This is a genomic window from Sphingomonas sp. (genome assembly GCF_031372575.1).
Lineage (GTDB): Bacteria > Pseudomonadota > Alphaproteobacteria > Sphingomonadales > Sphingomonadaceae > Sphingomicrobium.
Genome location: NZ_JANMLM010000091.1, coordinates 1 through 18,231, shown reverse-complemented (window position 1 = coordinate 18,231; position 18,231 = coordinate 1). Strand labels below are relative to the sequence as shown.

Below are 18,231 nucleotides of genomic sequence, written 5' to 3'. Positions count from 1 at the left end.
ATAGGGCTGACCCCGTTCAAAATCTGTTAAATCAATCGGCACGCCGCGGAGGTAACGAAAAGCGAATTGCTCCGCAATCGATCAAACCCGCGCCGTCCCCACTTGGGGCATAGCTGCGATCAAGCGGGCTTGGGTGCGCCGTCGGCAACGATCCGGATCGACAATTCCTTGAGCTGCTTAGGCGTGACCTCGGCCGGGGCGTTCATGAGGAGATCCTCGGCCTTTTGGTTCATCGGGAAGACGATCACTTCGCGGATGTTGGGTTCGTCGGCGAGCAGCATGACGATGCGGTCGATTCCCGGCGCCGAGCCACCGTGCGGCGGGGCGCCATATTTGAACGCGCCGATCATCCCGGGGAAGTTGGTGTCGACTTCCGCAGCCGAATAGCCGGCAATCTCGAACGCCTTGTACATGATGTCGGGGCGATGGTTACGGATCGCGCCGCTGCTGAGTTCGACGCCGTTGCAGACAATGTCATATTGCCAGGCAAGGATATCGAGCGGGTCCTTCGTCTCGAGCGCCTCCATGCCGCCTTGCGGCATGGAGAAAGGGTTGTGACTGAAGTCGACCTTTTTGTTTTCCTCGTCATATTCGAACATTGGGAAGTCGACGATCCAGCAGAAGCGGAAGGCATTTTTTTCGATCAGGTCGAGGGTCTCGGCGACGCGGGTCCGGGCGAGGCCGGCGAGCTTGGCGGCCTCGGCGTCCTTGCCGGCGGCGAAGAAGATGCCGTCGTCGGGGCCAATGCCGAGCTGGTCGGCGATCTTGTCCATCCCCTCGGTACCGTGATTCTTGGCAATCGGGCCGCCCCATTCGCCGGCCTTGCGGGTGGCGTAGCCGAGGCCAGCGAAGCCCTCGCCGCGCGCCCAGTCGTTCATCTCGTCGAAGAATTTGCGGCTTTTCTCGGCGGTGCCCGGCGCAGCGACCGCGCGGACGACCATTCCCTTGTCGACCAATCCGGCGAACAAGCCGAAGCCCGAGCCGACAAAATGCGCGCCGACATCATGGATCAACAACGGGTTGCGCAGGTCGGGCTTGTCGCTGCCGTACTTCAGCATCGCGTCCTTGTACGGAATGCGGACGAACTCGCCAGCGGGCGTGACGCTGCGGCCGTTGGCGAATTCCTCGAACAGGCCGGCGAGCACGGGTTCGATCGCGTTGAACACGTCGTCCTGGGTAACGAAGCTCATCTCGAAATCGAGCTGGTAGAATTCGCCGGGCGAGCGGTCGGCGCGGGCATCTTCGTCGCGGAAACAGGGAGCGATCTGAAAATAGCGGTCGAAGCCGGCGACCATTAGCAATTGCTTGAACATTTGCGGTGCCTGCGGGAGCGCGTAGAATTTGCCCGGATGGACGCGGCTTGGCACCAAATAGTCGCGCGCGCCTTCGGGCGAACTGGCGGTCAGGATCGGGGTCTGGAATTCGGTGAACCCCTGCCCGATCATCCGCTGGCGGACTGAGGCGATGACCTTCGAGCGAAGCATGATGTTGGCATGGAGCCGCTCACGCCGAAGATCGAGGTAGCGGTACTTGAGGCGGATTTCCTCGGGATATTCCTGCTCACCGGCAACCGGCATCGGCAGTTCGGCGGCGGAGGATTGGACCTCGACCGTGTCGACCACGACTTCGATATCGCCGGTCGCGAGCTTCTTGTTGACCGCCCCGCCTTCGCGATCGACGACCTTGCCCGAAATGGTCACGACCGATTCGACGCGCAGCGAATCGAGCGTCGCAAGCGCGTCAGATCCGGCGCGGCAGACCAATTGGGTCAGTCCATAATGGTCGCGAAGATCGACGAACAACACACCGCCATGGTCGCGCTTGCGGTGGATCCAGCCCGACAGGCGAACCGTTGAGCCAACATCGGCGGCGCGAAGGGCTTCGCAGCTATGGGTGCGATAAATGTGCATGAAATCCATCCGTAAAGGGGTTGCGGGCCGATTTCCCGTCCCCTCCCCTTTTGTCAACCCGCAGGCATCGCTATGGCCCGTGACAATATGAAGATTCACAAGCTGATCAACGACAGTGCGACGCTAGCCGCGCTGGTCGAACGACTCGCCCAGGCTCCGTTCGTTGCGGTCGATACCGAGTTCATGCGCGAAAATACCTATTGGCCGGAATTGTGCCTGATCCAGATCGCGAGCAGCGAGGAAGCCGCAGCGATCGACCCCAAGGCCGACGGGATCGATTTGAAGCCGCTGCTCGACCTGCTGGTTGCTAACACCGACGTGCTGAAGATTTTTCACGCCGGCGGGCAGGATCTCGAAATCGTCCACAACCTCACCGACAAGACCCCGGTGCCATTGTTCGACACCCAAGTCGCGGCGATGGCGCTCGGTTATGGCGAACAGGTCGGTTATTCGAGCCTGGTTGAATCGATGCTCGGCCATGCGCTCGACAAGGGCGCGCGCTTTACCGACTGGTCGCGCCGCCCGCTCGACAAGCGCCAGATCGATTATGCGATCGCCGACGTCACCCATCTCGCGACGATCTTCCCGATGATGGTCGAGAAATTGCGCAAGAATGGCCGTGGCGGCTGGCTCGACGAGGAAATGGAGCGGCTGGCCGATCCGTCGAGCTTTGCTTTCGCGCCTGAAGACGCATGGAAAAGGCTCAAGCTGCCGGGTCGCAATCCGCAACTTCTTGGCCGCCTGCGCGCGATCGCCGGGTGGCGCGAGACCGAGGCGCGCGGCAAGAATATCCCGCGCGGGCGGATCATCAAGGACGATACTTTGGCCGAGCTCGCCGCGCATCCGCCAAAGTCGCAGGACGATCTGGGCAAGGTACGCGGGCTGTCGGCGGGGTGGCGCAACAACGATATCGGGGGGCGATTGATGCAGGCGCTCGCCAATGCCGAGCCGGTTTCGGCCGACGAATTGCCCCAGCGCGACTTCAAGCGCCCCGGCCTGAGCAAGGATGCGGTGCTGGTCAGCGATTTGTTGAAGCTGTTGCTCAAGATTCGTTCGCGCGAAACCGGGGTCGCGCCCAAGTTGATCGGGCGGTCGGACGAACTTGAGGCGCTTGCTGCGGGCGTTCGCGACGGCCTCCACATCCTGTCGGGGTGGCGGTTCGAGCAATTCGGCAGCGACGCGCTCGACCTGGTCGAAGGGCGGGTGGCGTTCGGCGTGACCGACGGCAAGCTGACCATGACGACCACCGCGAAGGTGCTGGACAATGCCGACAAGGTCGATGCGTAACCTCGTCGCGCTCAGCCTGATTCCGCTGGCTGCCTGCACCAGCATCGAGACCGCCGATCCGGCCCCGCCGGCGATCGACGCCTGCCTGCCCGCCAATCTCGACCGTTTCGCCGGCCAGACCGCCACCAGCGAGCTTGGTTCGCGGATGCTGGTTTCGACGGGCAAGACCGCGCTGCGCTGGGTCCAGCCAGGGATGATGGTGACGATGGATTATCGCGAGGACCGGCTGACCGTCTATCTCGACGCCGCGAACAAGGTCGAACGCGCCATCTGCGGCTAGCCGATCATTATTTCCGCATTGCGACCGAGCGCCTTGGCCAATTGCTTCATTCGCTGCTCGACCGCCTCCCCGACCAACGTCGAATAGCGTTGCTGCACGTTGAGAATCACCTTGCCATCCTGCAGCATGATCGAGGTGCGGTTCAGGCTGGCTTCGGTGCCGCCCGACAGACGCTGGGCGAGGCGGATCGCCTTGCCCCACGCCGCGCAACGCTCCTCCTCGCGCGAATCGAGCAAGGCCGCGACCTTGGGATCGAACCCCTTGTCGCCGCCGAATGCCGCGCACAATGTCCGCCCGAGCACCGCACGGCCATGCGCGTCGATCCCGACCCAATTGCCGTGCAGCGCCAGATCAACTGCGCGCTCGGCGCGAAAGTCGGGGTGAGCGTTCCAGGCGAAGTCGCTCATCAGACAGGCTGCGAGCCGGAGCCGGAGCGCAGGCGGATCGTCATCGGGAAATAATGGATCAATCCACGCGTCGATCGTCGCGCCATGATCGCCGAACCGGCCGAGCCGGTCGCCGACTTCAAGCGCGGCGGCGATCAGCGGGTCCTGCGCCCGGGTCGCGGCGTCGAGCTCGCGATAAAGCAGCCCCTCGCGCAGGCCAAACGAGGAGACGATCACTTCGCCCGGCGCGAACACGTCGATCAGCGCGTCGAGGATCATGGTCGCCGCCGGAAGCGCGCCGAGCCGATTGGCGTTCAGCCCGCTGCGCTCCTTCAATTCGGCCGCCGTGGTGGAAGCGATGATTTGCTCCAGCGCCGCGACCCGCTCGACCGATAATTTGTGACCGTGGACGATCGGCAGCGGATGCTTGACCTCATGCAGATCAAGCCGCGCCAGCGCACGGAACGAACCTCCGACGAGGTGCAGGCTCGATCGCTTGAGCGAGGCGTCGAGCGCGCTGTCCTTGATCCCGTCGGCAATTTGCGTCGCAATCTTCTTGCGGGTTGGCGCGCTTCCGGTCCGGAGCACCCCGAGCGGAAGCGATACCCCCGCCCCGGTACTGCCGCCTTCGACCTGAATCAGTTCGAGGCTGCCGCCGCCAAGATCGGCGACCACGCCGCGCGCGTCAGGCATCGCCGACAGCACCCCCATCCCCGCCAGCTGCGCTTCCTCCTCCCCCGGGAGGATTCGCGGCTTGAGCCCAAGCGCCGACACTTGCCTGAGAAATGCCGCGCCATTCGACGCCTCGCGCACCGCCGCTGTCGCCACCGTGTGCACTGTCCTGAGCCCCATGTCCTTACCCAGCTGGTGGTAGCGCGCGATGGCCGCCAGCGCCCGCCGACTGCTTTGTTCATCGAGCATCCCGTCACGCTCGATCCCCCGGCCCAAGGCGGCGCTGACTTTCTCGTTGAATAAATGCGACGGCACGCGCGCCGTCCCGCCATAGGCCACGAACCGCACCGAGTTGGAGCCGATGTCGATGATCCCGACCGGACCGAAGCTCCTCGCCGGCATCAGCCGCCGCCGCGCTGGGTCAGGCGCAGCTTGGGCACTTCCTTGCCGCCGAGCGAATGGCCGCGTCCCGACAGCGACGGGTTGTTCATGAAATAGTGATGCAGGTTGAAGCGCCGCTTACCCGGCACGACGCGGCGATAGCTGCCATCGGGCTGGAGCATCCAGCTCTGTTCATTGTCGATCAGATTGGCGATCATCACCTGGTCAAGCACTTGCGCGTGAACCGTCGGATTTTCGATCGGCAGCAGATATTCGACCCGTCGGTCGAAGTTGCGCGCCATCCAGTCGGCCGAGGACATGAATACGCGCGCTTTGGTGTTCGGCAGGCGAGCCCCGTTGGCGAACACGAAAATCCGGCTATGTTCGAGGAAGCGCCCGACGATCGATTTGACCCGAATATTCGACGATAATCCCGCCACGCCGGGGCGGAGGCAGCACACCCCGCGGATGATCAGGTCGATCGACACGCCAGCCTCGCTCGCTTCGTACAATTTGTCGATAATCGCATGATCGACCAGGCTGTTCATCTTGGCCCAAATCGCCGCCGGTCGGCCCTGCTTGGCAAAGGTGATTTCGGACTCGATCAGCGACAGGAATTTCTCGCGCAAATTGTGCGGACTCAAGGTCAGCAGCTCGAGCCCTTTGGGCTGGACATAGCCGGTGGTCAGATTGAACAATTTCGCGGCATCGCGCGCCGCCCGGCGGGAGGCGGTGAAGAAGCTCAAATCGGTATAAATCTTGGCGGTGGTCGGGTGATAATTGCCGGTCCCGAAATGGGTGTAGGTGCGGATCGTCCCGCCTTCGCGGCGCAACACCATCGAGACCTTGGCGTGGGTCTTCCATTCGACGAAACCGTAGATCACCTGCACCCCGGCGCGCTCCAGCCGGCTCGCCCAGAGAAGATTCTGCTCCTCGTCGAACCGCGCCTTGAGCTCGACCACCGCCGTAACCGATTTGCCCGCCTCCGCCGCCGCCACCAGCGCATCGACGATCGCCGACTGCTTGCCCGCGCGATACAAGGTCTGCTTGATCGCCACGACCCCCGGGTCCTCCGCCGCCTGGCGCAGGAACGCGACCACCGCGTCGAAGCTTTCATACGGATGATGGATGATGAAATCCTTGGAGCGAATGGCCGCGAAGATGTCGCCGTCATGCTCGAGAATTCGCTCGGGAAAGCGCGGGGTGTAGGGCGGGAATTTGAGCGTCGGCAAATCGGTCTCGACCAGTTGCGCCAGATCGGCGATCCCGATCAGCCCGCCGCTTTCCGCCGTCAGCGCCGAATCAGCGCGCATGCCCTGGCGCACCAATAGCTCGACATCCTCGGGCGTATCGTCGTCGAATTCCAACCGGATCACGCGTCCGCGCCGCCGCCGCTGGATCGCCGAACGGAAGTAACGCACCAGATCCTCGGCTTCGTCATCGACCTCGATGTCGCTGTCGCGCAGCACGCGAAAGGCCCCGTCGGCGACTTTGGTGAAGCCGGGGAAAAGCTGGTCGAAATGGGCGGTGATGACCGCTTCGATAGCAATGAAACGGATTGTCTTGCCGGTTCCGGGAAGCTGGATGAAGCGCTGCAACGTCGACGGGATCATCAGCAATTCGGTGACCGTCTCGGCGCGTTTGCCGCGCTGCAGGCTGAACACCAGGGTAAACCCGCGATTGGGGATGAACGGGAATGGATGCGACGGGTCGATCGCCTGCGGGGTCAGCACCGGCAATATCTGCTCGCGGAAATGATCCGACAGCCACTCAGCCTCGCGCGGGGTCAATTGGTCGGCAGTGATGACCTGCAAGCACTTCTCGGACAGCGCCTCGCGCAGCAGCATCCACTCGGTCTGCTGGGCCACAATGAGCGCGTCGGCTTCAAGCGCAATTGAGTCGAGCTGCTGGGTCGGGGTCAATCCGTCTGCCGACAGATCCTCGATCCCGCGCAATTGCTGGCCCTTCAGCCCGGCCACGCGGGTCATGAAGAATTCGTCGATGTTCGAGCCCGAGATCGACAGGAACCTAAGTCGTTCGAGCAACGGGTGCGCCACGTTGGTCGCTTCCTCCAGCACGCGCCGGTTGAACGCCAGCCACGACATTTCGCGATTGAAGTAACGGCCGGCTTTCGGCTTGCCCTCACTCACGCCACACCTCGTTGATCAACTAGCCCGGCGAGCCCCAGGGCGCGGCGAATGGTCGGCAAGGTCAGGCGCGCGCGTTCGGCAAAGGCGTGACGATCGATCGCCTCGACCACCCGTTCGGCCGTCATATAATCGCGATGCACACGTTCGGTGATGAATTTGACCGCTTCGGCCGGGATGTGCAGCCCGCGGTCGGCAAACAGCAAGTCGATCAACGCGGCAAACAATGCGTCATCGGGTTCGGCGATGCGGGTGACCGGGGTGACCGCAAGCCGGGTCCTGAGGTCGGGCAGATTGACCGGCCACGGTGCCTCGCCATTGGTGATCATGACCATTGCCCGGCCAGTCTCCTGGGCTTGGTTCCAGGCGTGGAACAGCTCCTCCTCGTCATGCTCATCGGCATGGTCGAACAATCGCCCGCCGACCCGGGCGATGAAATTGCGCGCCAGCAGCGACCGGCCCGATCGGCGCGGACCGGTCAGGATCGTCGCCTTGACCGGCCACAGGCTCCAGCCCCGGAAATGATCGAACGCGGCGCGGTTGGCCTCGCTCAGGATGAAGCGCTGCTCCTCCCCGACTTGCGGCCAGTCGAGCGGGAGCGCGATCTGGTCGGCGGCCTTCATTCCTGGCCAGCGGGCGCTTGGCTGTTGTCGGCTGGCGGCTTTGGCGCAGTGGGCGCGGGCAATCCGGGATTGACTCGCAACGTCCCGCCAACATCGCTGACCGACCAGCCGCGGGCCGACATCGCGCTCGCCAGCGCCGACGGCTCACCGCGATAGGTCACGAGCAGGATTGACCAGCCACCGATCGCGGTATTGCGCGGCGACACGGCATCGACCCCGACGATACCGCGGATCGCGCCGAACGCCGACGACAGTCCTGCTTCGTCGCGAGTCAGTATCTGCAATTGGACAATCCGCGGGGCGACCGCCACCTTGACCGGCTCGGTCACTTCCTCGACCGGCGGCGGCGGTTCCGCGATGATCAGGCTGGAGTCGCGACGAAGCCGGCCATTGGCCAGCGCCAGCGTGAACAATTGGTCCATTCGCGCTACGCCCTCGGCCATCATGCGCGGTATGTCGGCGCTGTCCTTGGCCTGCAGTTCGAACCCGCCGAGAATTTCTCCGTCAGGCCCGTGCCGGCCGATGAAGCGCGCGACCGCCGGCCCGCCCGGATATTCGCGGTGCAACGAAGCTTCAGCCACCAGCACATCCGCAGCACCGTAATAATCGATGATATTGCGCCACCAACCGCGCCCCGGACGCTCCGTTTGCGCAGCATTGATCAGCAACGGATCGACCCCGGCCCCGCTGACCCGGACATAATCGATCGGGCTTTGCGAGGTGCGGAACTGCGCCCACGACCGCTGCCACACGTTGCGCTGTTCGACGCTGGTCATTGTCGCGCCGGTCACCAGCACCGGGATCAGCAACATTGGTGCGGAGCGGCGAACCACGCCCGCGACTCCGAGCATCTCGCCGGCTCGCGCGCGATCGAACAGGATGCCGAGATCGGCAATGTAGCGCGTCGGCCCGATCTGTTCGCGCTCGACAATGATCGAGCTAACCAAGGTATCGAGCACCGAATCGCTGAGGTTGGGCGATTCGCTTACCGGGCGGCCGTGCTGTTTGGCCCACAGCGCCCTGAAGCCTTCGCGCTGCGCCACCCGCCATCCCGCGTAGCGAGCGGCATTGGCGTCCTTGCCCCCGACATCGACGTGGATGCCGGTGATTTCGAGCGTGCCCGAGCTGTCGATCGGGGCAATCCCACGATCACCCGATTCCATCTGCGCGACCACGATCCCGCCAGCGACGAGCGCGGCAGCTGCGGCTGCGATATGGAAGGCAGTGCGCCGGGCCATGACCATAAGCGGGCTTTTGGCGATATGTGCGTGGAAATCCAAGCGGCTTGTGGCTAGTGGCTGCCGTCATGTCGCAAAAGCCGCTCACTTATGCCGATGCCGGGGTCTCGATTGCCGCCGGCAATGCCCTGGTCAAGGCGATCGCTCCGCTCGCCCGCGCCACCGCACGCCCCGGTGCCAATGCCGAGATTGGCGGGTTCGGCGGGTTCTTCGATTTGAAGGCGGCAGGCTATGACGATCCGCTGCTGGTCGCCGCCAATGACGGGGTCGGGACCAAGTTAAAGCTGGCGATCGACACCGGCCGCCATGACGGGGGTCGGGATCGACTTGGTCGCAATGTGTGCCAACGACCTCATCGTGCAGGGCGCCGAGCCGTTATTCTTCCTCGATTATTACGCCACCGGGAAGCTCGACCAGGCGGTCGCTGCGGAGGTGGTCGCGTCGATCGCCAATGGGTGCCGCATTGCTGGCTGTGCCTTGATCGGCGGCGAGACGGCGGAAATGCCGGGCATGTATTCGGACGGCGATTATGACCTCGCGGGCTTCTGTGTCGGCGCGGTCGATCGGGCCAAGGCGCTGACCGGCAAGGATGTACGCGTTGGTGACGTGATCCTCGGACTGGCCAGTTCGGGGGTTCACTCCAATGGCTTTTCGCTGGTCCGTAAATTGATCGAGACCAACGGCTGGAAACTCGACCGGCCGGCGTTGTTCGACCAGGAGCGCTTGCTTGGCGCGGCCTTGCTCGAGCCGACGCGAATTTATGTGAAGAGCCTGCTTCCGCTGGTCCGCGAAGGGCGGATTGGCGCTTTGGCCCACATCACTGGCGGTGGATTACTCGAGAATATTCCGCGAGTTATGCCCGAAGGCTGCCATGCGAACGTCGATGCCGACGCATGGCCGCTTCCCCGCCTGTTCGCCTTCCTCCAGGCCGGAGGGGCTATTGAACCGGGCGAATTGGCACAGACCTTCAATTGCGGGATCGGGATGGTGGCGATCGTCCGGCCCGATGCCGCCGACACCGTCGTCGCCGATCTCGAAGCGGCGGGCGAAACCGTCCATCGCATCGGCGTGATCGAGACTGGTGAGGCAGGTTGCACGGTCAGTGGCAGCGCCGAGACGTGGAGCGCGCGCGCTGACTGGTTCGCCACGCATCATGGCTGAACGCGCGCGAGTCGCGATCCTGATTTCGGGCCGCGGCTCGAATATGGCGGCGCTGATCTACGCCGCCCGCGCCGACGACTGCCCCTATGAAATTGCGCTGGTCAGCGGCGACAAGGCCGATGTGCCGGGACTGCAACTAGCCCATGCAGAAGGCGCCCCAATCCTCGCTCTCGACGCCAAGTTATTGGGCGCAAGCTACTGGAATACATTGCAAGATGCGCTCGACGCTGCGCGCATCGATACCATTGCCCTAGCCGGCTTCATGCGCATCATTCCGGCCGAATTCGTCGCGCGCTGGGCTGGCAAGATGGTCAACATTCACCCGTCGCTCCTCCCCCTTCACCCGGGCCTCCGCTCGCACGAGGCGGTGCTTGCGGCGGGCGAAACAACGACCGGCGCGACCGTCCATCTCGTGAGTGACGAGGTCGATTCGGGCGCGATCCTCGGCCAGGTCAAAGTCGCGGTTCTCCCCGGCGACACACCCGATACGCTCGCCACACGGGTGCTAATCGCTGAACATCAGCTATACCCCCGACTCCTCGCTGAATTTGTTTCGCGTCCGCTAACTGCGAGCTGGATTGAGCAGCGAATCGACGAACTCGCCAGCCACTTGCCCGAGGTCGGCCGCAAGACCAGCCACGGCTCACCGGGCTGGTCGGTCGGATCAGGCAAAACTCCCAAATTGTTCGCGATTCTCGCCGATCACCATCATGGTGAGGAAGCGATCGGGCTTCTAGTCAAGGCGAGCGGGCCGGACGAAATGGGCGGCCTGATCGAGGCCCATCCCGACGTTTATTACTGGCCCAAATATTATGGCGCTGGCGGCTGGCTGGCGATCAAGCTGAACCGCCGCGACGTCGATTGGGACCATGTCGCAGAATGGCTCGAACGAAGCTGGCGCGCCTGCGCCCCGCCCCGCCTGACCAAATTGATGTCGATTACCGAGGAGTTCTGACACGTGCCCGGACCGAAACCGATCGAAAGCAACCGCCGCCGCTGGATTAATCTCGGCGAGGGCGTGGCGGTCGTTGGCCTGATCATCTCCGGTCTCGCCTTGTGGAACAGCTGGTCGAAGGAGGATCGTCCTGCGGTCGTGGTCGAGCAGGCCCGCGCCATCCCGCTCGCACTGCGTGGCCGCGTCGAAGGGGACGGCAAGCGCCTCGCCATCGCCCCAGTCGAGGCCGGCCATGCGCTGGAGTCTTTGACCGTCGCTGCGGCGGGCAAACCGTTGCTCGACCTCGGCAACGACCCCATGCTCACCAGCGACGCGGTCGAGCGCTTGCTTCCCGAGGGCAAGAAAGACGGCATTGGCGCACTCCAGGTGACGCTCGACGCGCGCTACATCGAAGCCGGTTCCGAGCGCCGCAGCAACGCGCGCTATCGCATCCCCTATCGCTGGAGAGCCGGCGGGCTGATCGGCGGCCCAACGCTTCGGCTGACCGGTCTGACTCGCGGGTAAGGCAGCTAAAAAAGGCCGCCGGATCGCGCCGACGGCCTCTCATTTTTCAGGCGCGGTCAGCGCTTATCCAACGATTTCTTCTGGCTTGAAGAAGTAAGCGATCTCGATCGCTGCGTTCTCGTCGCTGTCCGAGCCGTGGACCGAATTGGCCTCGATCGATTCGGCGATTTCCTTGCGGATCGTGCCGGCCTCGGCGTTCTCAGGGTTGGTTGCGCCCATGATGTCGCGGTTGCGCTGCATGGCATTCTCACCCTCGAGCACCTGGACCACGACCGGCCCCGAGATCATGAACGAGACGAGGTCGTTGAAGAACGGCCGCTCCGAATGGACCGCATAAAAGCCCTCGGCCTGGTCCTTGGTCATGTGGATCCGCTTCGAGGCGACGACGCGTAGCCCGCCATCCTCAAGCATCTTGGTGACCGCGCCGGTCAGGTTGCGGTGGGTAGCGTCGGGTTTGATGATCGAAAAGGTGCGGGTAACCGCCATGGAAAGCTCCATCTGTGGGTTGGGTGGTAAGGGGTTGGCGCGCCCCTAGCTTGAGGCGGTTGGGAGAGCAAGGCTGGGTCGACCCTTCTCGCCCTTTTTCGCTTGCTCAGGTCAACGCTTGCCGAAGAATCCAACCATTGCCATCGGGATCGCTGAACATCGCGTGGCGGCCCCACGCCTGCTGCCCGATCGGGCCGACTTCGACCCCCTTGGCCATCAGCGCATCGCGATCGGCGTCAATATTGTCGCTGTTGACCATCAATCCTTGTTGCCCGCCCGGCTTGAGATTGTCGAACCAGGTGACCAGCGCAATCGTCACCGGTGATCCTTTCGGCGCGAGCTGAATCCATGTCATGTCGGGGCCCATCGGCTCCTCCCGGACCAAGGTAAATCCCATTACGTCGCGATAGAATGCCTTGGCTTTCTGGGCATCCAAAACGGGAATTGAGACGATTTCGAATGACGTAATCGTCATGATCGCTTCCTCCTGACTGCGGGCGAGGGACGCGGACAGGCTCGGCTCGGCTCGGCTCGGCACGGCACGGCACGGCACGCGACAAATAAGACGATCCCTATGCCTTCTCAACCCATTTGCCGTCGACATTGGCCCAATAATGCCGCTCGACCTCGTCGCGGCCGGCAAGGAGTTTCCAGGCGAGCCGCGCGCCTTCCAGCGTTACCGCATCGAACAGATAAAATGCCCGGTCGAAATGGAGCGCGGCGTCGCGCCATTGGCCGTCGGCGATGAGGATGTTGCGCGCGAGGTTGGGGGCATCGGTGGTGGTCGACAGCAGAATTGGCTGGCGCGGATCGTCGGCCCCGCCGGCAAGCCCGTGCGGGAGGAAGCTCGCCGGCCCCTCGTCCCATAACATCCGGTCGAGCCGCGCCAGCAGCGCTTCATCCTCGGCGACCAGCAGCAATCGCCCGTCGTCGCCCAGCACCTTGCCGGCGAGCGTCCCGATCACCCCGTCATGGCCACTGGGGCCGAGCTGGTAGAAATCGACCCGCATTGCGGCAGCTTACCTCTCGGCCGTTTCCTCAATGAACTTGTCGAGCAGCCTCACGCCATAGCCGGTCGCACCGCGATCGTAGGTTGGCTTGGGCTTGTCCGACCAAGCCATACCGGCAATGTCGAGATGCGCCCATTTGACCCCGTCGTCGACGAACCGCTGGAGGAATTGCGCGGCAGTGATCGATCCGCCTTCGCGGGGCCCGACATTCTTCACGTCGGCGATCGGCGAGTCGATCAGCCGATCATAAGCTTCGCCCAGCGGCATGCGCCACAATTGGTCGGTCGAGCTTTTGGCGGCGGCGAGCAATTGATCGGCCAAGCCGTCGTCGTTGGCGAACATCCCGGCCATCTCATGGCCCAGGCTGACCACCATCGCCCCGGTCAGCGTGGCGAGGTCGATCATCACCTTGGGTTTCACATTGGCCTGGCACCAGGTCATCACGTCGCACAGCACCAGCCGCCCCTCGGCATCGGTGTTGATCACTTCGATCGTTTGGCCCGACATTGACGTCACGACGTCACCCGGGCGCTGGGCATTGCCATCGGGCATATTCTCGACCAGCCCGCAAATGCCGACCACATTAGCCTTCGCCTTGCGCCCGGCGATCGCCTTCATCGCGCCGGCGACCGCGCCAGCGCCGCCCATGTCCCATTTCATCGATTCCATGCCCGCGGCAGGCTTGATCGAGATGCCGCCGGTGTCGAACGTCACGCCCTTGCCGAGCAGTGCGACCGGCGCGTCGCCAGCGGTGCCGCCGTTCCAGCGCATGATCAGGATCTGCGCCTCGCGTACCGAGCCTTGCGACACACCGAGCAACGAGCCCATGCCGAGCGCGGTCATCGCCGCTTCATCGAGCACCTCGATTTCCAGCCCGAGCCCGGCAACGCTGGCCTTGACCCGCGCGACGAAGCTTTCGGGGTAAATGATGTTGGCCGGCTCGGTGACCAGTTCGCGGGTCAGCGACACGCCTTCGACGACGGCGGCGTAGCGCGCGGCATAGCGATCGGCCGCGCCCGCACCGGCGCCGACGATCGTCACCGCGCCAAGCGTCGGCTTCTGCTTGTCCTTGAGTTTGGTGCGATAGACGTCGAATCGCCACGCCCGAAGCGCCGTCGCAAGCGCGACCTTGGCAGCGGCATCGGCGTCATAGCCAAGCCCGGTCAGGTCGATCACCGCCTGGGTCTCGCCCGAGATCAGCAGCCGCGCGACCGCTGCGCCACCAAGCTTCTCCGCCGCATCGGCTGGCGAAATGCTGTCTCCGGTGCCAACCGCGACAATCCGTCGACCGCCGTGAAAATGCTCGGCTGAATTGCCTGCATCGCCCTCGAACCGTTGTCGTGCGAACGACGCCTCGACCTCGCCACCGAGCGCGTGCAGAAGCTCGCTGCCATTTTTGCCCGCAACCGGGACGACCAATGCAAATTCGCCGTCTGGGCGAGTGTCGGCGAAACTGATCTTCATGCGCGGCGCAATCCTTGAAATTGGTCGAATATCCCGTTCCGCTTGGCCTTTAGGACGGAACGCCTGGGCAAGCAAAGCGTGGATGTCGGGCGATTGGCCGCAAGGCGGATTGCCGCTCGGCGGGCAAGGTGTAATAGGCTAGTCACGAAGCGTAGTGCCGGCGGGGTCGACTTGAGCGTATCAACAACAAGGTTGGGTTGGACGGCGCTGCCGATTTACCTCGCATCGCCGGGAATGGCAGCGGCTGCGCAGACTGCCCCGGCCGAAGCCCGGCCGAGCGATGGAGAAGCTTTGCCGGCGCCACTGGCCAAGACCTCAGCGCCAGCAATTGCGACCCCGGCAGCCCCTACCGAACCGCAAGTCAATTTCAGCGCCGACCAGGTGATTTACGACAGCGAAGCCGACATCGTCACGGCACAGGGGCGGGTGCGGCTCGATCGCGACGGCAATTATGTCGCCGCCGATCAATTGGTGTGGACCCGCAAGACCGGCGAAGTCGTCGCCACGGGCAATGTGGTGGTGGTCAACCCGCAAGGCGACAAATTGATCGGCGACAAGGTCACGCTGACCGACAGCCTGCGCGACGGGACGATCGACAATTTGCTCGTGGTGCTCGAAAGCGGCGGGCGGATCGCCGCCACCCGCGGGGTGCGCATCAACGGCGTCACCACGCTCGAGAATGCAGTCTACTCGCCGTGCCCGGTGACCAATTCACGCGGCTGCCCGAAGAATCCGAGCTGGAAAATTGTCGCGGCGCGCGTCGTGCAGGATCCGACGACCAATAAAATCACCTTCCGGGGCGGGCGGCTCAGCCTGTTCGGGATCACCCTGCCCTTGCTGCCGATCTTCTCGGTCGGAAGCGGCGGCAGTGGCGGTTCGGGCGGCACGTCAGGAGCATTGGTCCCGGAAATCGCTTTCTCGAGCTCGAACGGGCTTGAGCTTGCCTTGCCTTATTACTGGCGGCCGCGGAGCAATATCGACTTCACGCTCACCCCGCACATCTATTCCAAGACCTTACCCGCGATCGAAGGGCGGTTGCGCAATCTGAACGCGCTCGGCGCCTACCAAGTTGGCGCATTCCTGACCTATGGGCGGATCGACGACCCCGATCCCGATGCCATTAACCCTGCCACACGCCGCAACTTCCGTGGTTATGTCGAAGCCAATGGCAAGTTCCAGCTCAACCCTTATTGGAGCATTACCGGATCGCTCCGCGCCGCGTCGGACAAGACCGTCACCCGCCGCTACGACATCAGCCGCGACGATGTGCTTCGCAATTTCATCGATGTCGAGCGGATCGACCAGACCAGCTATATCTCGATCGCCGGCTGGGCGTTCCAAGGGCTTCGGGTGGACGATCGTCAGCGCAGCATCCCGATCGCGCTGCCGGCGATCGATGCGCGGTTCATCCTACCGGGAACCTTCGTTGGCGGGAAGGTTCAGGTCCAGGCCAACAGCCTCGCTATCCTGCGGCTCGATGGCCAGGACACGCAGCGTGCCTTCGCCAGCGCGCGCTGGGATTTGCGCAAGTTGACCCGCATGGGACAGGAAGTGACCTTCACCGCTTATGCCCGCGGCGACATTTATCACTCCTCCGACAGTGCCGACACCAACGTCGCCGCTTATGCCGGTCGCGACGGCTGGCATGCCCGCGGGATTGGGGCGCTGGCAGCGGACATGCGCTGGCCATTCATCGGCCCGGCTTTCGGCGGCACCCAGCGACTGACCCCGCGAGTGCAAATCGTGCTCACGCCGCCCACGCCTAATCTTTCAATCCCGAACGAGGACGCACGGTCGATCGACCTGGAGGACAGCAATTTGTTCGCGCTCAACCGCTTCCCCGGTTACGATCGCTGGGAAGACGGCTCGCGCATCACTTATGGCATCGAATATGCGCTCGACCGCCCCAACGTGTCGATCGACACCATCATCGGCCAAAGCTATCGCCTGACCCGCGCCGAAAGCATCTGTCCCGACGGCACCGGCCTGACCGACCGCTTTTCGGACATCGTCGGCCGGACCCGGGTTCGATTCGGCCGGTTGATCGACCTCACTCACCGCTTCCGCATCGACAAGAGTAACTTTGCGCCGCGTCGCAACGAGCTCGACCTGACCGTCGGCACCGACCAGACCTATGCCCAGATCGGCTACCTCCGGCTCAACCGGAATATCGGCAGTTCGGTCGAGGATTTGCGCGACAAGGAAGAGCTGCGCCTGGCCGGCCGGATCAAGTTTGCACGGTACTGGTCGGTGTTCGGCGCGACGGTCATCGACCTGACCGACGCCAAGGAAGATCCGCTGAGTTTGGCCGATGGCTATGAGCCTGTCCGCCATCGCCTCGGGGTGACATATGAAGACGAATGCCTTGAGCTTGGCCTGTCGTGGAAGCGCGACTATGAGCGCATTGGCGCCTTCCGCAAAGGCAGTACATTTGCATTGAGAATCGCACTGAAGGGGCTCGGTCGCTAATCTTGCGTTCAGCGAGTTTGGATGAAAGGCCTGACGACAAACGATTGAATGATAAGGAATTTGAGGGTGGGATTGAAGATGAACCGGACCAAGGCAGCGTCGCTTGTGACGCTCGTCGCGCTGATTGCGGCGGCCGCATCGGCCTCGGCCCAGGATAATGCCGTGTCGAGCACCAGCGCGTTGAACCTGCCGGAAAACCCGACAGTCTTCGGCAACAGCCTGCCGTCGGTGGTCAAGGCGACCGCAATCATCAACGGCGAAGTCATCACCCAAACCGACGTCGATCAGCGGCTTGCGCTGTTGGCGATTGCCAATGGCGGGCAAATTCCCGCGAACGAAATCGACCGGCTGCGCCAGCAAGTACTTCGCAACCTGATCGACGAGACGCTCCAGATCCAGGCTGCAACAGCGGCCGAGATCAAGGTTAGCGATGCCGATATCGATCGCACGATTGTTCGCGTTGCGGGCAACGTCAAGCAGACGCCCGAGCAGATGGGCGACTATTTGAAGTCGCGTGGCTCCTCGATTCGCTCGATCCGTCGCCAGATTCTCGGCGAAATGTCGTGGCGCCGCTTGCAGAGCGCGAAGATCGAAAGCGGGATCAACGTTGGCGACGACGAGGTCAAATCGGTAATCGACCGGATGGAAGCGTCCAAGGGCACCGAAGAATATAAGGTCAGCGAAATCTTCCTGTCGGCCAATGCGACCACGCAGCCGCAGGCGATGGCCAATGCGACCCAGATTATCGACGCGCTGCGCAAGGGCGGCTCGTTCGTCGGTTATGCCCGCCAATATAGCGAAGCTTCGACTGGTGCGGTTGGCGGCGACCTTGGCTGGGTTCGTCCCGAGCAATTGCCAGACCCGATCGCTGCCGTCGTTCGCTCGCTCCAGCCCGGCCAGGTGTCATCGCCGGTGTCGGTACCGGGCGGCGTATCGATCATCGCGCTGCAGGACACCCGCAAGGTGCTGACCGCCGATCCGCGCAACGCCGAGCTCAATCTGAAGCAGGTCTCGCTGACGTTCCCGGCCGGCACCACCAAGGCGGCCGCCGAGCCGATCGTCGCACGCTTTGCCCTGGCCGCGCAAAATGCCGGTGGCTGCGGCGGCGCGGAAAAGATGGCGTCCGAATTCCGTGCCGAGGTCGTCCAGTCGGACGGGGTCAAGCTCAAGGAGCTACCCGAAGCGCTGCAGACGATGATGCTGCCCATTCAGGTCGGCCAGGCAACCCGACCCTTCGGCACCTTCGAAGAAGGTGTCC

Annotated in this window: 15 protein-coding genes and 1 pseudogene; 7 read left to right on the top strand and 9 right to left on the bottom strand. The window is 63.5% G+C overall.

The window, feature by feature from the left end:
- Window positions 1-119: 119 nt before the first annotated feature.
- Window positions 120-1,910, bottom strand: coding sequence for an aspartate--tRNA ligase (aspS, locus tag RMN73_RS09160; RefSeq protein WP_309603016.1), 1,791 nt, complete (start codon window positions 1,908-1,910; stop codon window positions 120-122).
- 87 nt (window positions 1,911-1,997) lie between these two features.
- On the opposite strand from aspS, the gene rnd reads away from it, so the two are divergent.
- Together rnd and RMN73_RS09150 are read left to right on the top strand one after the other, a co-directional pair.
- A complete protein-coding gene (rnd, locus tag RMN73_RS09155) occupies window positions 1,998-3,197 on the top strand; it encodes a ribonuclease D (RefSeq protein WP_309603015.1) in 1,200 nt (399 codons plus the stop codon).
- A complete protein-coding gene (locus RMN73_RS09150) occupies window positions 3,190-3,477 on the top strand; it encodes an I78 family peptidase inhibitor (protein WP_309603014.1) in 288 nt (95 codons plus the stop codon). The genes rnd and RMN73_RS09150 overlap by 8 nt, the downstream gene beginning before the upstream one ends.
- On the opposite strand, the gene RMN73_RS09145 is transcribed toward RMN73_RS09150, so the two are convergent.
- The 4 genes from RMN73_RS09145 to RMN73_RS09130 are packed head-to-tail and all read right to left on the bottom strand — an operon-like array spanning window position 3,474 to window position 8,924.
- The gene (locus tag RMN73_RS09145; RefSeq protein WP_309603013.1) at window positions 3,474-4,937 is read right to left on the bottom strand and encodes a Ppx/GppA family phosphatase; all 1,464 of its coding nucleotides are present in this window, start codon (window positions 4,935-4,937) and stop codon (window positions 3,474-3,476) included. The two genes, RMN73_RS09150 and RMN73_RS09145, sit on opposite strands and share 4 nt — an antisense overlap.
- Entirely contained in the window at window positions 4,937-7,021 is a 2,085-nt protein-coding gene (locus RMN73_RS09140; protein WP_405051557.1) for an RNA degradosome polyphosphate kinase, read from the bottom strand. The genes RMN73_RS09145 and RMN73_RS09140 overlap by 1 nt, the downstream gene beginning before the upstream one ends.
- Window positions 7,022-7,062: 41 nt before the next feature.
- On the bottom strand, window positions 7,063-7,686 hold the full coding sequence (locus tag RMN73_RS09135; RefSeq protein WP_309603011.1) for an HdaA/DnaA family protein: 624 nt from the start codon (window positions 7,684-7,686) through the stop codon (window positions 7,063-7,065).
- Window positions 7,683-8,924 (bottom strand): heavy-metal-associated domain-containing protein, encoded by a 1,242-nt coding sequence (locus tag RMN73_RS09130; protein ID WP_309603010.1) that lies wholly within the window; start codon window positions 8,922-8,924, stop codon window positions 7,683-7,685. Before RMN73_RS09130 ends, RMN73_RS09135 begins: the two co-directional genes overlap by 4 nt.
- 68 nt (window positions 8,925-8,992) lie before the next feature.
- Between RMN73_RS09130 and purM the strand changes: the two are divergent.
- From purM to RMN73_RS09115, 3 genes and pseudogenes are all read left to right on the top strand, one after another.
- Window positions 8,993-10,085 (top strand): annotated as a pseudogene (purM, locus tag RMN73_RS09125) (phosphoribosylformylglycinamidine cyclo-ligase).
- The gene (gene purN / locus RMN73_RS09120) at window positions 10,078-11,040 is read left to right on the top strand and encodes a phosphoribosylglycinamide formyltransferase (RefSeq protein ID WP_309603009.1); all 963 of its coding nucleotides are present in this window, start codon (window positions 10,078-10,080) and stop codon (window positions 11,038-11,040) included. The pseudogene purM and the gene purN overlap by 8 nt, the downstream one beginning before the upstream one ends.
- Before the next feature lie 3 nt (window positions 11,041-11,043).
- On the top strand, window positions 11,044-11,544 hold the full coding sequence (locus RMN73_RS09115) for a hypothetical protein (RefSeq protein WP_309603008.1): 501 nt from the start codon (window positions 11,044-11,046) through the stop codon (window positions 11,542-11,544).
- A 63-nt stretch (window positions 11,545-11,607) separates the two neighbouring features.
- Here the strand turns inward: RMN73_RS09115 and ndk are convergent, their stop codons facing one another.
- The 4 genes from ndk to RMN73_RS09095 all read right to left on the bottom strand — a co-directional run bounded on the left by ndk (window position 11,608) and on the right by RMN73_RS09095 (window position 14,504).
- Window positions 11,608-12,030, bottom strand: a complete 423-nt coding sequence (gene ndk / locus RMN73_RS09110) for a nucleoside-diphosphate kinase (protein WP_309603007.1) — start codon at window positions 12,028-12,030, stop codon at window positions 11,608-11,610.
- Window positions 12,031-12,136: 106 nt separating this feature from the next.
- Complete coding sequence (locus RMN73_RS09105) at window positions 12,137-12,505, bottom strand: VOC family protein (RefSeq protein ID WP_309603006.1); 369 nt, start codon at window positions 12,503-12,505, stop codon at window positions 12,137-12,139.
- Between the two features lie 97 nt (window positions 12,506-12,602).
- The gene (locus RMN73_RS09100; protein WP_309603005.1) at window positions 12,603-13,040 is read right to left on the bottom strand and encodes a DNA polymerase III subunit chi; all 438 of its coding nucleotides are present in this window, start codon (window positions 13,038-13,040) and stop codon (window positions 12,603-12,605) included.
- Window positions 13,041-13,049: 9 nt separating this feature from the next.
- Window positions 13,050-14,504, bottom strand: coding sequence for a leucyl aminopeptidase (locus RMN73_RS09095; RefSeq protein WP_309603004.1), 1,455 nt, complete (start codon window positions 14,502-14,504; stop codon window positions 13,050-13,052).
- 234 nt (window positions 14,505-14,738) lie between these two features.
- Here RMN73_RS09095 and RMN73_RS09090 point away from each other — a divergent pair, with 234 nt between their 5' ends.
- Complete coding sequence (locus tag RMN73_RS09090; RefSeq protein WP_309603003.1) at window positions 14,739-16,973, top strand: LPS assembly protein LptD; 2,235 nt, start codon at window positions 14,739-14,741, stop codon at window positions 16,971-16,973.
- A gap of 78 nt (window positions 16,974-17,051) precedes the next feature.
- Window positions 17,052-18,231 (top strand): peptidylprolyl isomerase (locus RMN73_RS09085; protein ID WP_309603002.1); only part of this gene is annotated, 1,180 nt, incomplete at its 3' end.